Here is a 14074-nt window from a genome sequence, read left to right on the forward strand (position 1 = left end):
TCAAGTACGGCTAATTTCCCATATCACCACCACCTAACCATCATCCAATGCTTTCTTTAACTTTTGAAAAGACTCCGCGCTGATCGCATGTTCAATGTTGCAAGCGTCTTGTTCTGCTATTTTGGGGGCTACGCCTGCCGCTATGAGCCGTTCTGTAAAAAAACGATGCTTTTCAAAAATCTGTTCGGCAAGCTGCAATCCTGTTTCTGTGAGGGAGAGTGTGCCGTCAGCATTTTTAACAAGATGGCCGGATTTGGATAGTTCCTTGACTGCCCGGCTTACGGAAGGCTTTTTTACCCCCAACTGCTTTGCAACATCCACGCAGCGGACATAGCCATGACGCTGCTGCATTATTAAAACGGCCTCCAGATAATCTTCCATCGAAGAAGTTAAAGACATAAAGGCTCCTCTCTTTTAGTTCTTATTTACTCAAATCCCACTGAAAACTACAGCAGGCTTGAATCAGTTCCTCATCATGGGTGATCACTAATACGGTTTTTCCCTCGGCCGCAGTATCTTCCAATGCAGAGGCAATTTTTCGCATGTTCCCGCCGTCCAGCCCCGACGTAGGTTCATCGAACAATAAAATTTCTCTGTCGGATAAAAGGCCGCAGGCAATGGAAAGGCGCTGCTTCTGTCCGCCGGACAGAATAGCCGGATGCGCGTCTTTGTAAGCGTAAAGATCTAATTTCTTCAGCAAATTTCTGGCCCTTTCCAATTGTTCCTCTGTCCTGGAAATCCCTAAGAACAGTTCTTCTGTTACGCTGTTTGTAAAGAATTGTGTGCCAGTGTCGTTGGAACTGTACCAGCAGCTTTTCCGCCGCCGTGACGAACCGGCTTTCCGACCGTGAAGGGAAATACTGCCCTTGGACGGACGTTCCAAGCCGGCAACGATTTTTGCCAGTGTTGTTTTTCCCGCCCCGTTGTGTCCGGTGATGGCAATGATCTGCCCCGCCCAGGCTGCAAGGTTTAAATTCTCCCAAATTGTATGCTTCCCTCGCTTACAGGAAAGGCTTTTCAGGGAAAGAAGAGGCGAGCCTGTGACGGCAGGTATGGAGAGCCTTGAAGGCATACAATGCTGTACAGCGCGTAGTTCCAACTGTTTCATGACTTCAGAAGGGAGCAGTCGCATTTGTTCAGGCGTGCGCTCCCACTGGATGGCTCCATCCCGGATATACACAAAGCGATCCGCTACATCCATCAGCCAGGAAATCCGATGTTCCGCAATCAGAAGCGTGCAGCCTTCCCGCTTTAGCCCTTGGAGAACTTCCCGCAGTTCTTTAACACCTTGGCCGTCCAGATTGGCGGTAGGCTCGTCACAAACATAAACGGGAGGGTTCATGGCGTAGACAGAGGCCACGGCTGTACGCTGCTTTTCTCCGCTGGAAAGCACATCAAGGGAGCGGTCACGCAATTGTTCCAAACGAAACCGCCGGATAGCCACGTCTGTTCGCAGAACAATTTTTTCATGCGGGAAGCCGTAATTTTCACAGCTGAAAGCAACTTCTCCCGGCATTTCAGAGGAGAAAAACTGACTTCCCGGATCCTGGAACACACTGCCCACCGTTTTTCCCCGTTTCCACAATGGCTCATCGCTTCTGTCTTTCCCATTAATCTGAAGGCGGCCGGAAAACCGGCCCATATGAAAGGCAGGCGCAATGCCGTTCACTATATGGATCAAGGTGGTTTTCCCATTTCCTGAAGGGCCGGTCAATACCACGCATTCGCCTTTCCGGACATGCAGACAAATATCGGTCACGCCTGCCTCGGAGTCGGCATATTGAAAATTCACATGTTCAAACCGGATCACTTTATCCCTCCTATTATGAAAAACAGGATGGTTCCAATCGCCCATATTCCCATCCAGAGGAAATCAGCCAGCTGAAGCTTTCTGGCATAGTAGCTTCCCCGCACCCCCGGTGCCTGGGCGCCACGCGCTATCGCCGATACGGAAAGCTGATCCGCAATCTGCAGGCAGCGCAGCAGCATGGGCACCAACACATATTCGCAGGTAACGGCAGGGTGGCGGAGCACCTGCACTGATCCGGTCAGCCTTCGGTTCTTCATGGACTGCCGAATCCCATTCAGTTCCGCCTTCATGGTTGGGAAAAACCGAAATACCACCAGCAGCCCTAAGATAACCGGAGTGGGGGTATGGATTTTCGACAGGGAGGCCGAGAGCTGTCCCGGAGGCGTGGTAATGAGATCCCACGCCGCCAGGAATACCGGCATAAGGTTGTAAAACATCAGCACATAGAACTCCGAAAAAAACACCATACGCAGGCCGTGAAAGCGAATGAGATACAGCAGCAGCGCCAGCGCCAGATAAAAAATGCCGAAGGTCAGGCAGCGCCGCCACCGCTTTTCAAAAACCAACTGGTAGAAAGCAAGCAGTGCAAGAAGACAGGTGAGCAGGGTGTTTGCGGTAAGCGACACTCCAAGGATGGCGCAGGCCGCCGCCCACGCTTTTACCGGAACGGATAAGGCTGTTTCCCGCATTTACAGAACACCCGCTTTTTTGAAATGCTTTTGAATCAGCTTCCGGCCGACAAGGCTGCCCAGGAATCCGCAGAACATGGTAAAAATCAGGATAAAAGCCACCCAGCCCGGCGCTGTATAATACTGAACGTAAGCGTCGATATAACTCTGCTCCATACCGCTGGCAATCGCAAAACTGTAATAGGTACCCCAGAAAAACCAGACGGGAAGCAGGTTTACCCCGTTGTATAACAGGCTGGAAACTATCCATGCGGCGGTCAGGCGGTTTGGCGTAATCCCTTTCCACAGGATGATTTCCGCGAGGACTCCCACCACGATAAACCACGGGAGCAAAAACCAGTTGCCCATCATCAGAAAGACAAGGCCCAGCAGCGTCATGTATACCAGTGAAACAAACCGTTTGCGGATGCGGTTTACCATCAAAAAATAGATGGGCCCGCAAACAAGCATGGTAATGCCTACGGACAGCACCATGCTGACAAAATCATTCACCATGCAGACCATGTTGATCCCCAGCTGAATGACAATGAGCAGCACGGTCATCAGTACCAGTGTAATAACGTCTTTTACAGACCATTTCTTTGCGTTTTCCATTTTGATTCTCCTTTGTTTTCTTTTATGATTCTTGCAGCTTCCGGCTTAATGCCCATTCGCGCAGCCCTATAAACCGCCGGTACGGGCCTTTCTGTTTCATAAGTTTCTGATGCGTTCCCCGCTGTACGGTCCGCCCCATTTCAGCACAAGGGTCTGGTCGGCATTCCGAACATTGGCAAGGCGATTGCCTCATCTATACGATTCTCCTCCTTTCTTAAAGTTAGTTTTAGCTAACCGTTGTGCAAAAAATTTAAGGTTCAAATGAACCTTAAAAGGCCGCTCCAGCCACAGTTGAAAAAGACTGCCAGTTCATTGACATAGCCAATCGCCTGTTCCCGGCTCATATCATGGGCGACTGTTTCAAAAACGGCGGTAAAATAGGCGCTTGTGATCATATGGTGAAGGTCACGGTTGACCGTCCCCTCCAATTTCCCGAGCTGCCGGAGCTGCTGATAGTAATCCTCCGTCTGATCGACTTCAAGCTCCACAAGCTCATGAATATAGTTGGCATACCGGGTTCCCTCGGAGCAGCAAATCACCAGTTTGAACGCATCGAAATGATCATAGATGTAATTGATAAAGTAATTCAGGTAGCTGGTAGATAAATCTTGGCTCTGTCCCGTTTTATCCTCTGTAACCAATTCATAATGTGCTTGCTGCGCCTGTTTAAACTGAGCGATCAGTTCATCGGCCGCCGGAGCTACCAAAGCGTCAAACAACGCTTCCTTACTGTTGTAATAGCCATAAAAGGCCCCTTTGGTAAAACCGGCTTCTTTGACAATGGCCCGCAGGGAAGCATCTTTAAAGCCCTTCTCCAAAAACTCCCGCTTTCCAACCTCAAGAATGCGCTTTTGCGTATCAGTCAGCTTCACGTTTTGTTCTCCCTTCATATACCATTGGTATATTAACATAAGCAGTGTAATTTGTCAACAAGTTTTGAGCGAGCGTATAGCGCTGGATCGAAAACAACTTTGAAATTAGCGCCTTAAATATAGAGGATTTGACGAAAATAAATGCCGCAAGAAGTTCACGTTGATCCTGTGGCATTTTATATTATGGTTGCGCTTAACAAAAACAAGTTCCAAAAAGCATTTCAGCTTACAGAAGGCATAAGCATTAGGGAATACATTCGGGCATTGCGGATGGAACTTGCTCTGGAACCTTTTGAAAAAAGCGATATGTCCACTGGCAACATCGCAAAAGCAGTTGGCTATCATGGAGTATCAAATTTCTACCATGTCTTTCAGCAGAGATTTGGAGAAACATATTCATAAGCTGTTTTCACAGATTGGCAAGCAATGCAAACATGTACATGTTTGCGATTTTGGCGGGTTTTCTACCCGCCAAAATGCTTGTTGAGGGATAACCCCCAAGCCCCCAAGATCGCTACCTTCGGTAGCGGCTGCGCGTCCTGCGGACGCTGAAAAATTTTTAATAAGCAAAAGAAAAACTCTATGCAAATGGTTCGTCCATTCACATAGAGTTTTCTTATTTCCCGTTCACTTGGCATAGGTTAGTATTTTCGCAATACTTCTATATGTTCCTCTGCCATTCTGAGGCAGCCTCTTCTCTCGTTTGTGATGTGCTTTATTCAATGGAAATCAGCTTTTTCTGCTCTTCCAGTTTTTTCGGTTCTTCTTTTGGTATTGACAGGTGCAGCGTGCCGTCTTTAAAGGAAGCTTTGATGTCTTCCTCTGTTACTCCGTTCCCTACATAGAAGGTCCTGGAGCAACTGCCGGTGTAACGCTCTCTGTGAATATAGTTGCCGTTCTCGTCTTTTGTGTCGTTGGACTCATTTTTCGTGGCAGTGATGGTCATGTAACCGTCCTTCAGCTCTGCGCTAATGTCTTCCTTCGCATAACCCGGCAGGTCAATGTCCATCAGATAATCTCCATCCTGTTCCTTAATATCGGTCTTCATGACGTTCTTGTTGCTATCCATTCTGCTGAAAAATGGGTCTTTGAACATCTCGTCAAACAAATCCAAACCGAAACTACTTCTTCTAGGCACCATCATCATATGTCATCCCTCCTTAATTTCTAACCAGTGGCAAAACGCAGGTTAGATAAAATATAATGATTTTATGTTCCCCCTTTTGGAACAATTTTATAATAACACTTTTTGTTAGCACTGTAAAGAGGTGAGTGCTAATTTTTCCGAAAATTTTTTTGCCTCTTTTGAGAAAACTGTAGATTTCAATGTTTTTGCATTATAATGGAAAAATTTTGCACTTACTCAGTCCGGCTTTATTCTTCTGACCCTGAATTCAAACCTCATACACGGAAAACCGCAAAGCCTGCCAGCTGTCAATCGCGCCTTCACAGACGAAAAGCCTGTTTTCCAGCCATTTATACTCGGAACTGCCGACATCGAATCTGGCAGTTCCTTTATAATAATATTCCTCCGAAGAAACGGCTTCCCCGGCCAAAAGCTTTTCCTCCAGCTCCTGCGCCAGATGGAGATAGGCGTCGATCTGCATGAACAGCTCTGCGCCGTCATCGGTTTTGAGAAGCACCGGAGCATAGATGATATTCACCCCCTCTGATGGCGTATAGGTCGTAGACGCTCCCACAGGCAAAATTCTGCCCTTCATCCTATCGCCGGAGAAAGAGCCTTCGCCTGCAGGGGAGATCAGCAGGTCCCCCCTGCAGGTGTTCTCGATTAAAAGATCGGAGGTCTGCTCCAGCTCCATATCAAACAACTTCCTCATAAGCTGCCTCTGATAACCGTTCCTTCGAAAATAACTGCATCGATGGCAGCATCTTTCAGCTGCTCCGAAGGCGTATCGAAAATATTCCTGTCGACTAGAATCATATTTGCCAGCTTGCCCGCTTCGAGGGAGCCCATTTTGTCCTGCCAGCGAAGCTGTATTGCACCGCCAATGGTATAGCCCTTCAGCAGAACAGGAAGACTCAGTTTCGCTGAGGCCGGCGGCCTCATGGACCCCGGATATTTTTGTGGATTCAGAGGGAACTCCGGATCCACTTTTGTGGCCGCCACTTGCATGCCAAAGAAGGGATAGGCCCTGTGAAGTTCGTAACCGGTCACCACATCGCTGGAGAAGGTAACAAGAGCGCCGCTTTCGATCATCGGGTTGAACTGGTACATCCTTCTCCACTTTTCTTCCGAATAATAGTTCATGGCTTCTTCGCCGAAATATCCGCCCGACCAGTGGCAGGACCAGTTGATGGTAATGCCCAGCTCCGCCGGCCGTTTCATGTCCGCCGGATCCACAACTTCGCAGTGGGCCAGCACCGGCATACATACCCAGGGAACGCCCGCGGCGGCAGCCTGCGCCTTGGCAGCTTCCACTGCGTCGCAGGCAACCCGGAAGCCCCGGTCGCCGACCACATGGATATGCAGATCCAATCCCTCCTCGTTGCACAGCAGGAAACATTTGGTGAGCTCATCGGTCTCCATCATAATTTCGCCGTAATTTCCCGGGTCATGGATATGTTCATGGAGGGAAGCCGAATTGCCGCTCTCATTGGTACCGTCTAAAAAGAGTTTCATGGTATTTATTTTAATATGCTTTGTCGTGTATTTTTTTTGGTATTCCTTCAGCTTTTCGATCTTTTCCGGGAGATCCGCATAATTCCAGAATCGGACCATGCCATCATAATACACTCGAAGCTCGCCCGCTTGGTCCAACTGGTAAATGCCTTCGATCTGGTCGTCGTTTTCAATAAACCCGTCGGCCATGGCCGTGATGCCGCTTTCCTCCAAGAAATCGAAGAACCCTTTCATCGTTTCCCCGGTCAGCTCTTCCGGCGGATACCAACCGAGAGCGCGGAACATATTGTCAGCAAACTTATACCAGGCCATTTCCCGGATCCAGCCGGTGGGAGTCCCCTCTTCGTCTCGCACAAAGGTCTCTAACGGTCCTGGGTCCGGCGTATTTTTATCCACCTTTAGCAGCTCCAGCATTTTGCTGTTGACCCAGCATAGATGCTCGCCAAAATCCTGGCAGAGCACCGGCCTGTCACTGACCGCCGTATCCAGCAGTTCCTTAGTCGGCCCGTGTTCATCGAACATGGAAGTGGGGTAATATTCAAAATACAGAAAGGGACATTCCGACTTGGGATGCTTCTCGCCGTATTCTTTCACAAAGCGCAGCAGCTCATCCACATCCTCGGTCCAGGGCAGGCGGACATGCCACAAGCTCTTAGTCACCCATCCCGGATGAATGTGACTGTCGATCATGCCAGGAAGTAGGCATTTTCCGCCGAGATCATGGACATCTGCATCCGGATACGCTTCCAATTTGGCATCTGATTGATCGCCCACAAATTGGATCCCTGTTTCATCAAAAATAATGCAGTTCGCTTTTGGACATGCTTCATTGGATGTATAAATATCCGCGTTTTTAAAAATCGTTGTCATCTGCCTTTCCTCCTTATTCATCAAGCTTCATTTCCGGCGGCAGCTCTTTAAATCCCCTGGTTTTGATCGCCAGATAAAGGATGCCCACCAGAAGCCATGCGCCTCCCAGAATCTTAGCCGGCGTCTCGATAAAGTAGAACACGACGACGAGACTTACCATTCCCAGAGCAGGAATGACAAGATGCCGAAACATCGCTGCCCCGCCTCTTTCTTTGCCCCGGATGATATAATGGCTGATGACCGATAAATTGACCATAAAGAATCCGCAGACAGCGCCGAAGGACACCAGCGATGCAGCGCCCATTACATTGTCCTGATAAAAAATTGCGGTCAGTGCGATGAGGGTCGTCAGTACAATATTGTTTACCGGGGTCTGGAATTTTGGCGATAATTTGCCGAAGAATTTCTTTGGCAGGATGTTGTCGCGGCCCATGCCGTACAGAATTCGGGAAACAGCGCCCATGCCCGCCATGGCGCATACAAAGCTGCCGCAGTTATCGATTACAAAAAACATGGTTCCCAGCCAGTTCATGCCGATATGGGGGAAAAGCTCGAAGATACCCGTGTCCGGATCTTCAATCCCTGTATGGGCCTGGGGCCACGCGATTTGGGAGAAATAGGCGACAATGGCGAAGATAACGCCCGCTCCGATGACAACGCCCATGATGGCTTTCCCCATCACTTTTTGCGGATCCTTTGCTTCTTCTGCCAGAGTCGTTACCGCGTCAAATCCCACAAAGGATGCGCAGAGGACGGCCGACGCCGCAAGGGTGCCCTTTAGCTCAAAATTGTCAGGATTGTAAAAAGCCGACGGATCGAATAAAGTCCCCGAACCGCCGCCGTTTGTCACATATCTCACAATGCAGGCCACAAAGAGAATGGTGAAAGCGATTGTGGCGCAAGTGACGATGGTATCGATGATGCTAGCCGTTTTTATGCCCACAATATTGACGATCATTCCGATGGCAGCCACAAAGACAACGATGGCCCACACCGGAAGCACTGGAAAATACTCATTGATGTAAACGCCCAAGAGCAGGTAGCAGATCATCGGCAGCAGCAGATAATCCACCAGCATCACCCATCCTGATAAGAAGCCTAAGTGGGGCTGCACCGACTTGTTTACATAGGTGTATGCAGAGCCGGCCGAAGGATACGCTTTTACCATCTGGGTATAGCTGTAGGCCGTAAGCGCCATCACGACAGCAGTAACACATAATGCCAGCGTATACATGCCGTGGGTGCTGGGCGTAAACAGTCCGTAGTAGTTGAATACCACGGTTGGGGCCAGATATGCCAGCCCAAACATAATGATCAGCGGCAGCGTTAACGTTCGCTTTAATGTAACTTCTCCCGCTTGCTTTTGTTCACTCATAATAAACCTCCCTCTAATAATATTTCCTATTGTTATAATATTCAGAAAATTAATTAAAGGCAATGTCTTTTTATTGTTGTTTTTAATAGGTTTATCATGATTTCAACAATAGAATCATTCTAAAAACAGGTTCATATAGTGTTCGATCAGCAGATTGTCCACGATCGTTCGGATCACATAGGGTTCGTAATAGACCATATTATCCTGGGATTGATTAATGTATTTTTCACGAAATTGTTTAGGGGTGCATTTGTACCACTCTTTAAAAGCTTTGTAGTAATACTGGGGATCAGAAAACCCGCATGCTTCTGAAATTTCAACGATTGTATAATTGGTGTTGATCAGATACCATTCCGACTTGTTGGCCCTGATATACGCCAGCATTTGCCGAAAGCCGATGGACACCTTGCGCATGAATTCGGAGACATAGCTGCTGCTCAGTCCAAGATGGGAGGAAAGATCCTTCAACGTTATTGTTTCAACCAAATGTTTATCAATATACGCATAGATCTCCTGATTTCTTTTGAGAATTTCTTCATGAAATTCTGTTTTACCGGAATGGAAAAAGATGATATCAAAATGGTGAACAAATAGATCGGTGATGGATTCGGTGATTTGGGTGATTTTCGCCGCGTCCTGTTCCAGGCTGCCGTCAAGTATAAACTTTAATAAGGCAATCAGGATTCCCCGCAGACGATCGTGATAGACGGTGGGATAGGGCATAGTTGTCTCTTTGCAGCCCTCGCAGACAAAGAGCATATGCTTAATATTGGGGTATTTTTTCTCAAACCACATTAAATCAACATAGAAGGACACGCACATATTATAGCCGTCGCTGTGAAGATAATATGCGTCCCGGTCAACCGAAACATATTCGCCTGTATTGAGTATGAACTCTTCGTAGGCATAGGCGAATTTAATGGTTCCAGTCAGACAGAAGATAATTTCCAGCGTGCCCGCATCGTGCATACACAGCGGCTTGTCTTTAACGGAATAAACGCTGATGCTGAGGGGAGTATTTTCAATTTTGGTAATACTTTGTACGGGTGAAGTGTTCATCGATTCTTTCTATGAAGCTGCCGCAGTTTGAGAAGAATGCCTTTTTTAAATGTGTCATACGCTGGGCTGTCGTAAGCTGCCCAAATCTGCCCGCGCAGCAGTCTCCTTCCTTTCTTTTGATTTTCAAATTTATCCCATGCGGATGGATTTAAATTTCAAGTTTTCTCATAACCACGCAGTAGGCCGCAAAGAGCAGAACCGCTGCTCCCAGCCAGGCTGCGATTTCCACAAAATAGATTCCGGCCGCACCGATGATGGTCACCACTAACACGGCCATCACAGCCCTTAAAATCAGCTCAACCACTCCCGCAGTCACAGCAATCCAAACCTTTCCCAAACCCATTAGAATATTGCGGTAGGTATTGAGCGCATATAAGGCGAACAGCATGATGCTCATGATAAACAAGTATTTATATGCGATATCCAAGACCTGTCCCGCCACTTCAGCTTCCGCGGAAATGAACAGCAGTAAAATATTTTTCCCGAAGAGAATCATTATGACACCGATGGACACAGAAGCGACGGCACCAAGGATCAGTGCCACTCTTGTTCCCTTTTTTATACGTTCTTTGCTGCCGGCGCCATAATTTTGACCGGTATACACCATCATGGCATTTCCCACGGCCAGCGAGATGGCTTCCAGTACTCCGTACAGCTTGTTGGTAGCCGTAAACCCTGCCACGTAGATAAAGCCCAGTGTGTTGAGGGCGTACTGGACCACGATGCCGCCGATGGCTATGATCGCATACTGGAAAGCAGATGGCAGTCCCTTACGCCAAAGCTGTCTCAGAATAGGTTTATCCAGTTTCCAGTCTTCCTTTTCTGACTTGAGGATAGAGATTTTTCGGATTTTGTTGAAACAATAAATGCAGGAGACGGTCTGGGCGACAATGGTAGCCACAGCAGCTCCTCCGATCCCCCACTTGAACGCTAAGATAAAGAGCAGATCCAGCCCAATGTTGGAAAGAGATGAAATGAGCAGGGCAATAAAGGGCGTGCTGCTGTCGCCCAGCGCGCGCAGAATGCAAGCGGCTATGTTGTACATCATCACCACAAATATACCTGCATACATGATAGTAACATAGGTTTTCGCATACCCGAAAATGTTGTCGGGCGTATTGAGCAGGGACAAAATCGGTCCCGCTGCGCATATACCGATCAAAGCAAGAACCGCACCTGTGGCGATGCTCAGGATAATCGACATATTGACGCTTTTTTTCAGCTGATCATACTCCTTAGCACCGAAATAAAAGGTGATTAAAACGGAAAATCCCTGTCCGAATCCAAAGGCCGCCCACATCATGAACCAGTAAATCCAGTCTGTCGCGCCGATCGCGGCCAGGGCGGTGACGCCGACCCCTTTTCCAACAATCATGGCATCTGCCACTGTATATAACTGCTGCAGAAAATTACCGCCCATCAAAGGCAGCATAAATTTGAAAATGAGCTTCTTGGGATCACCCGTTGTCATATCATGAATTCGCTCTTTTTTCACCGTTTACCTCCGTCTTTGTAAAATGATCTTTGGATATTCTACACTGACGGACCGGGAAAGTAAAGTATTAGATTCCGCCCATTTGGGTAATACCCGCGTATCGATCGCGCCGTCATCTGTCTGTTTCACTTTTCAAATCAGAGGAAATCAGGAAAACGATAACCAATATACAAAAAAATGAATTGCCCCATACCCGAAAATACTATATCATTTTAGGAAAGAAGGGATCATGGAGGTACCAAGTGTTAAAATCAACCAGTTCAAAAGAAATCATGGATGAATATCTGCGGGATGAATCCAAAAGAACCGGTTCATCAGAGCGAATCTTCTTCCCCAAAAATGAGGCGGATGTAATTTCCATATTACGGGATCATCCGGGAATGCCGGTGACGGTCCAAGGATCCAGGACCGGTGTGACCGGCGGCTGCGTTCCGGATGGCGGTTTGACGGTCAATATGGAACAGATGAATCAGGTCCTCGATTTCCGCCGCGATGAGAAAGCGGCTGCGATCACCGTCCAGCCCGGTGTGCTTTTGCAGACACTGCGGAGTTTCATCCTTCCCCACAAGCTTTTCTTTCCTCCTGATCCAACAGAAACGACTGCTTCCCTGGGCGGCATGGTCTCCTGTAATTCTTCCGGTGCCCGCAGCTTTCGCTACGGTTCGATCCGCGATTATGTTCTGGCCCTGGATCTGATCCTGCCCGGCGGCGACAAGCTGCATCTGGAGCGGGGCAGCATCACGGCAAAAGAAAACCGGTTTACGCTAAGTACCTGCAGCGGCCGCCGGATCAGCGGCAAACTGACTGATCTGCAGATGCCGCGGGTAAAAAAGCACACCGCAGGATACTATATTCGACCGGACATGGATTTGATCGACCTTTTTATTGGTGCTGAAGGTACTCTGGGTATTATTACTTCCATAAAGCTCAAGCTGGTATCCGCTAAAAAGGAAACCTGGGGCAGTGTCATATTTCTCCCTGATGAGGCCAGTGCTCTTGCCCTTGTCAAACTTGTTCGCCAAGAAACGCCCGACAGTCTTTCCCCGGAAGCCTTGGAGTTCTTTGGGAGTGATACCCTGCATTTACTTCGGCAGGCTCAATTGACAAAAACAGCCCTTACTGAAATGGAACTGATCCGGCAGGATGCGTGCTGCGCCGTCTATGTGGAATATGCCTGCGATCAGCGTGCTTCGCTGATTCAGGCTTTCGAGGATACCTGTCATTGTATTGAATCCGTGGGCGGCAATCCTGAACAAACCTGGGCTGCCATTAACGCTTATCATATGGAAAAGCTTCATTTATTTCGCCATGCTGCCCCAGAATGTATAAACCGGAAAATCAGCGAGATCAAAAGGACTTGCCCGGCGATCACAAAGCTGGGTACCGATATGTCCGTCCCTGACAGTCGATTGGAGGAGGTTTTCAGCCTCTATCGCAGCGGCCTGGCGGAAGAAGGCCTCACTTCGGCCATATTTGGCCATATCGGAAATAATCATTTCCACGTCAACGTCATCCCCAAAAACATGGATGAATTTAATCGCACTAAAAAATTATTCAGCCGCTGGGCCGAAGTGGTTGTTGCCATGGACGGCACCGTATCTGCCGAACATGGAATCGGCAAACTAAAAACATCCCTTTTAAAACAGCTATATTCAAAGGAGAAGCTTGCTGAAATGGCAAAAATCAAGAGCCTTTTTGACCCGGATTGGCTTTTAAATCGGGGAAATATTTTCTCCGATCCTGTTCTATAAATTTGTAAGAATAGCAAAACATGGAGGTTTGAAATATGGAAATCAGAGTTCTTGAATATTTTCTTGCGGTTGCGAGAGAACAGAGTATTTCCGGCGCGGCTGAGTCCCTGCATCTTTCTCAGCCTACCCTTTCCAGGCAGCTGAAAGACTTGGAGGATAGCCTGGGCAAACAGCTCTTTACCCGCGGAAGCCGCCGCATTACGTTAACGGAAGAAGGAATGCTGCTGCGTAAGCGCGCGCAAGAAATCGTTGATCTGGTCAAGAAAACGGAAAATGAAATCAATTGTTCCCAAGAAACGATTTCCGGAGATGTTTACATCGGTACCGGGGAAACAGATGCGGTACGGCTGATTGCCAGAACAGCCCGGGATCTGCAAACAGATTATCCCGGTATCCGTTTTCGAATTTCCAGCGGCGATGCAGCCGATGTGGTGGAACGCCTGGATAAAGGCCTTCTTGATTTCGGGGTTCTGCTGGATCCGGTGGATATTGCAAAATATAATTATTTGCGGTTTCCTGTTAAAGATGTTTGGGGTGTTTTGATGCGCAAAGACAGCCCTCTGGCAGTCAAGGATTCGATCCATCCCCAGGATTTATGGGACAAGCCGCTGATTTTTTCCCGCCAAAATGAACTGACCGCATGGCTTAAAAGGCCGCCTTCAGCACTGAACGCTGCGGCGACCTATAATCTGGTATACAATGCCTCTCTCATGGTGGATGAAGGCCTGGGATATGCCCTGTGTCTGGACAAAATCATCAATACCACCGGCTGCAGCAATTTGTGTTTTCGCCCTTTGAAGCCAAAGCTGGAGATCGGCATCAATCTGGTATGGAAAAAATATCAAATTTTTTCCCGGGCAGCAGAAGTATTTTTAAAAGCTTTTGAAGAGACGCTTGCCTCTCTCGACTAACACTCTG

General features: G+C 48.1%; 14 protein-coding genes. 3 read left to right on the forward strand and 11 right to left on the reverse strand.

Features of this window, described 5'->3' with window-relative positions; genetic code table 11:
- Window positions 1–33 precede the first annotated feature (33 nt).
- The 5 genes from NIA71_RS09295 to NIA71_RS09315 form a co-directional block, all read right to left on the reverse strand.
- Entirely contained in the window at window positions 34–399 is a 366-nt protein-coding gene (locus tag NIA71_RS09295; protein WP_022155856.1) for a metal-dependent transcriptional regulator, read from the reverse strand.
- Between the two features lie 22 nt (window positions 400–421).
- Window positions 422–1810, reverse strand: a complete 1389-nt coding sequence (locus tag NIA71_RS09300; protein ID WP_148396816.1) for an ABC transporter ATP-binding protein — start codon at window positions 1808–1810, stop codon at window positions 422–424.
- Window positions 1807–2499 carry an energy-coupling factor transporter transmembrane component T family protein gene (locus NIA71_RS09305; protein WP_253020276.1) on the reverse strand — a complete coding sequence of 231 codons (693 nt, stop codon included), beginning with the start codon at window positions 2497–2499 and terminating at the stop codon, window positions 1807–1809. Before NIA71_RS09305 ends, NIA71_RS09300 begins: the two co-directional genes overlap by 4 nt.
- Window positions 2500–3093 (reverse strand): MptD family putative ECF transporter S component, encoded by a 594-nt coding sequence (locus NIA71_RS09310; protein WP_253020277.1) that lies wholly within the window; start codon window positions 3091–3093, stop codon window positions 2500–2502. It lies immediately after the preceding gene.
- A 257-nt stretch (window positions 3094–3350) separates the two neighbouring features.
- Window positions 3351–3965, reverse strand: coding sequence for a TetR/AcrR family transcriptional regulator (locus NIA71_RS09315; RefSeq protein ID WP_148396819.1), 615 nt, complete (start codon window positions 3963–3965; stop codon window positions 3351–3353).
- A gap of 141 nt (window positions 3966–4106) precedes the next feature.
- Between NIA71_RS09315 and NIA71_RS09320 the strand changes: the two genes are divergently transcribed.
- Window positions 4107–4367, forward strand: coding sequence for a helix-turn-helix domain-containing protein (locus tag NIA71_RS09320; protein WP_148396820.1), 261 nt, complete (start codon window positions 4107–4109; stop codon window positions 4365–4367).
- Between the two features lie 313 nt (window positions 4368–4680).
- On the opposite strand, the gene NIA71_RS09325 is transcribed toward NIA71_RS09320, so the two are convergent.
- The 6 genes from NIA71_RS09325 to NIA71_RS09350 form a co-directional block, all read right to left on the reverse strand.
- Entirely contained in the window at window positions 4681–5109 is a 429-nt protein-coding gene (locus NIA71_RS09325; protein ID WP_367177913.1) for an Hsp20/alpha crystallin family protein, read from the reverse strand.
- Window positions 5110–5359: 250 nt separating this feature from the next.
- Entirely contained in the window at window positions 5360–5803 is a 444-nt protein-coding gene (locus NIA71_RS09330; protein WP_148396822.1) for a DUF3237 domain-containing protein, read from the reverse strand.
- Complete coding sequence (locus tag NIA71_RS09335; RefSeq protein WP_253020278.1) at window positions 5800–7476, reverse strand: amidohydrolase; 1677 nt, start codon at window positions 7474–7476, stop codon at window positions 5800–5802. The genes NIA71_RS09330 and NIA71_RS09335 overlap by 4 nt, the downstream gene beginning before the upstream one ends.
- Window positions 7477–7489: 13 nt before the next feature.
- Window positions 7490–8851 (reverse strand): APC family permease, encoded by a 1362-nt coding sequence (locus NIA71_RS09340; RefSeq protein WP_253020279.1) that lies wholly within the window; start codon window positions 8849–8851, stop codon window positions 7490–7492.
- 114 nt (window positions 8852–8965) lie between these two features.
- The gene (locus tag NIA71_RS09345) at window positions 8966–9910 is read right to left on the reverse strand and encodes a helix-turn-helix transcriptional regulator (RefSeq protein WP_148396825.1); all 945 of its coding nucleotides are present in this window, start codon (window positions 9908–9910) and stop codon (window positions 8966–8968) included.
- Window positions 9911–10058: 148 nt separating this feature from the next.
- Window positions 10059–11405, reverse strand: coding sequence for an MATE family efflux transporter (locus NIA71_RS09350; protein ID WP_148396826.1), 1347 nt, complete (start codon window positions 11403–11405; stop codon window positions 10059–10061).
- Between the two features lie 242 nt (window positions 11406–11647).
- On the opposite strand from NIA71_RS09350, the gene NIA71_RS09355 reads away from it, so the two are divergent.
- Together NIA71_RS09355 and NIA71_RS09360 are read left to right on the forward strand one after the other, a co-directional pair.
- Window positions 11648–13156, forward strand: coding sequence for an FAD-binding oxidoreductase (locus NIA71_RS09355; protein WP_253020280.1), 1509 nt, complete (start codon window positions 11648–11650; stop codon window positions 13154–13156).
- A gap of 35 nt (window positions 13157–13191) precedes the next feature.
- Window positions 13192–14067 (forward strand): LysR family transcriptional regulator, encoded by an 876-nt coding sequence (locus NIA71_RS09360; protein WP_148396828.1) that lies wholly within the window; start codon window positions 13192–13194, stop codon window positions 14065–14067.
- Window positions 14068–14074: the final 7 nt, after the last annotated feature.

The organism is Ihubacter massiliensis (assembly GCF_024125305.1).
Taxonomy (GTDB): Bacteria; Bacillota; Clostridia; order Peptostreptococcales; family Anaerovoracaceae; genus Hominibacterium; species Hominibacterium faecale.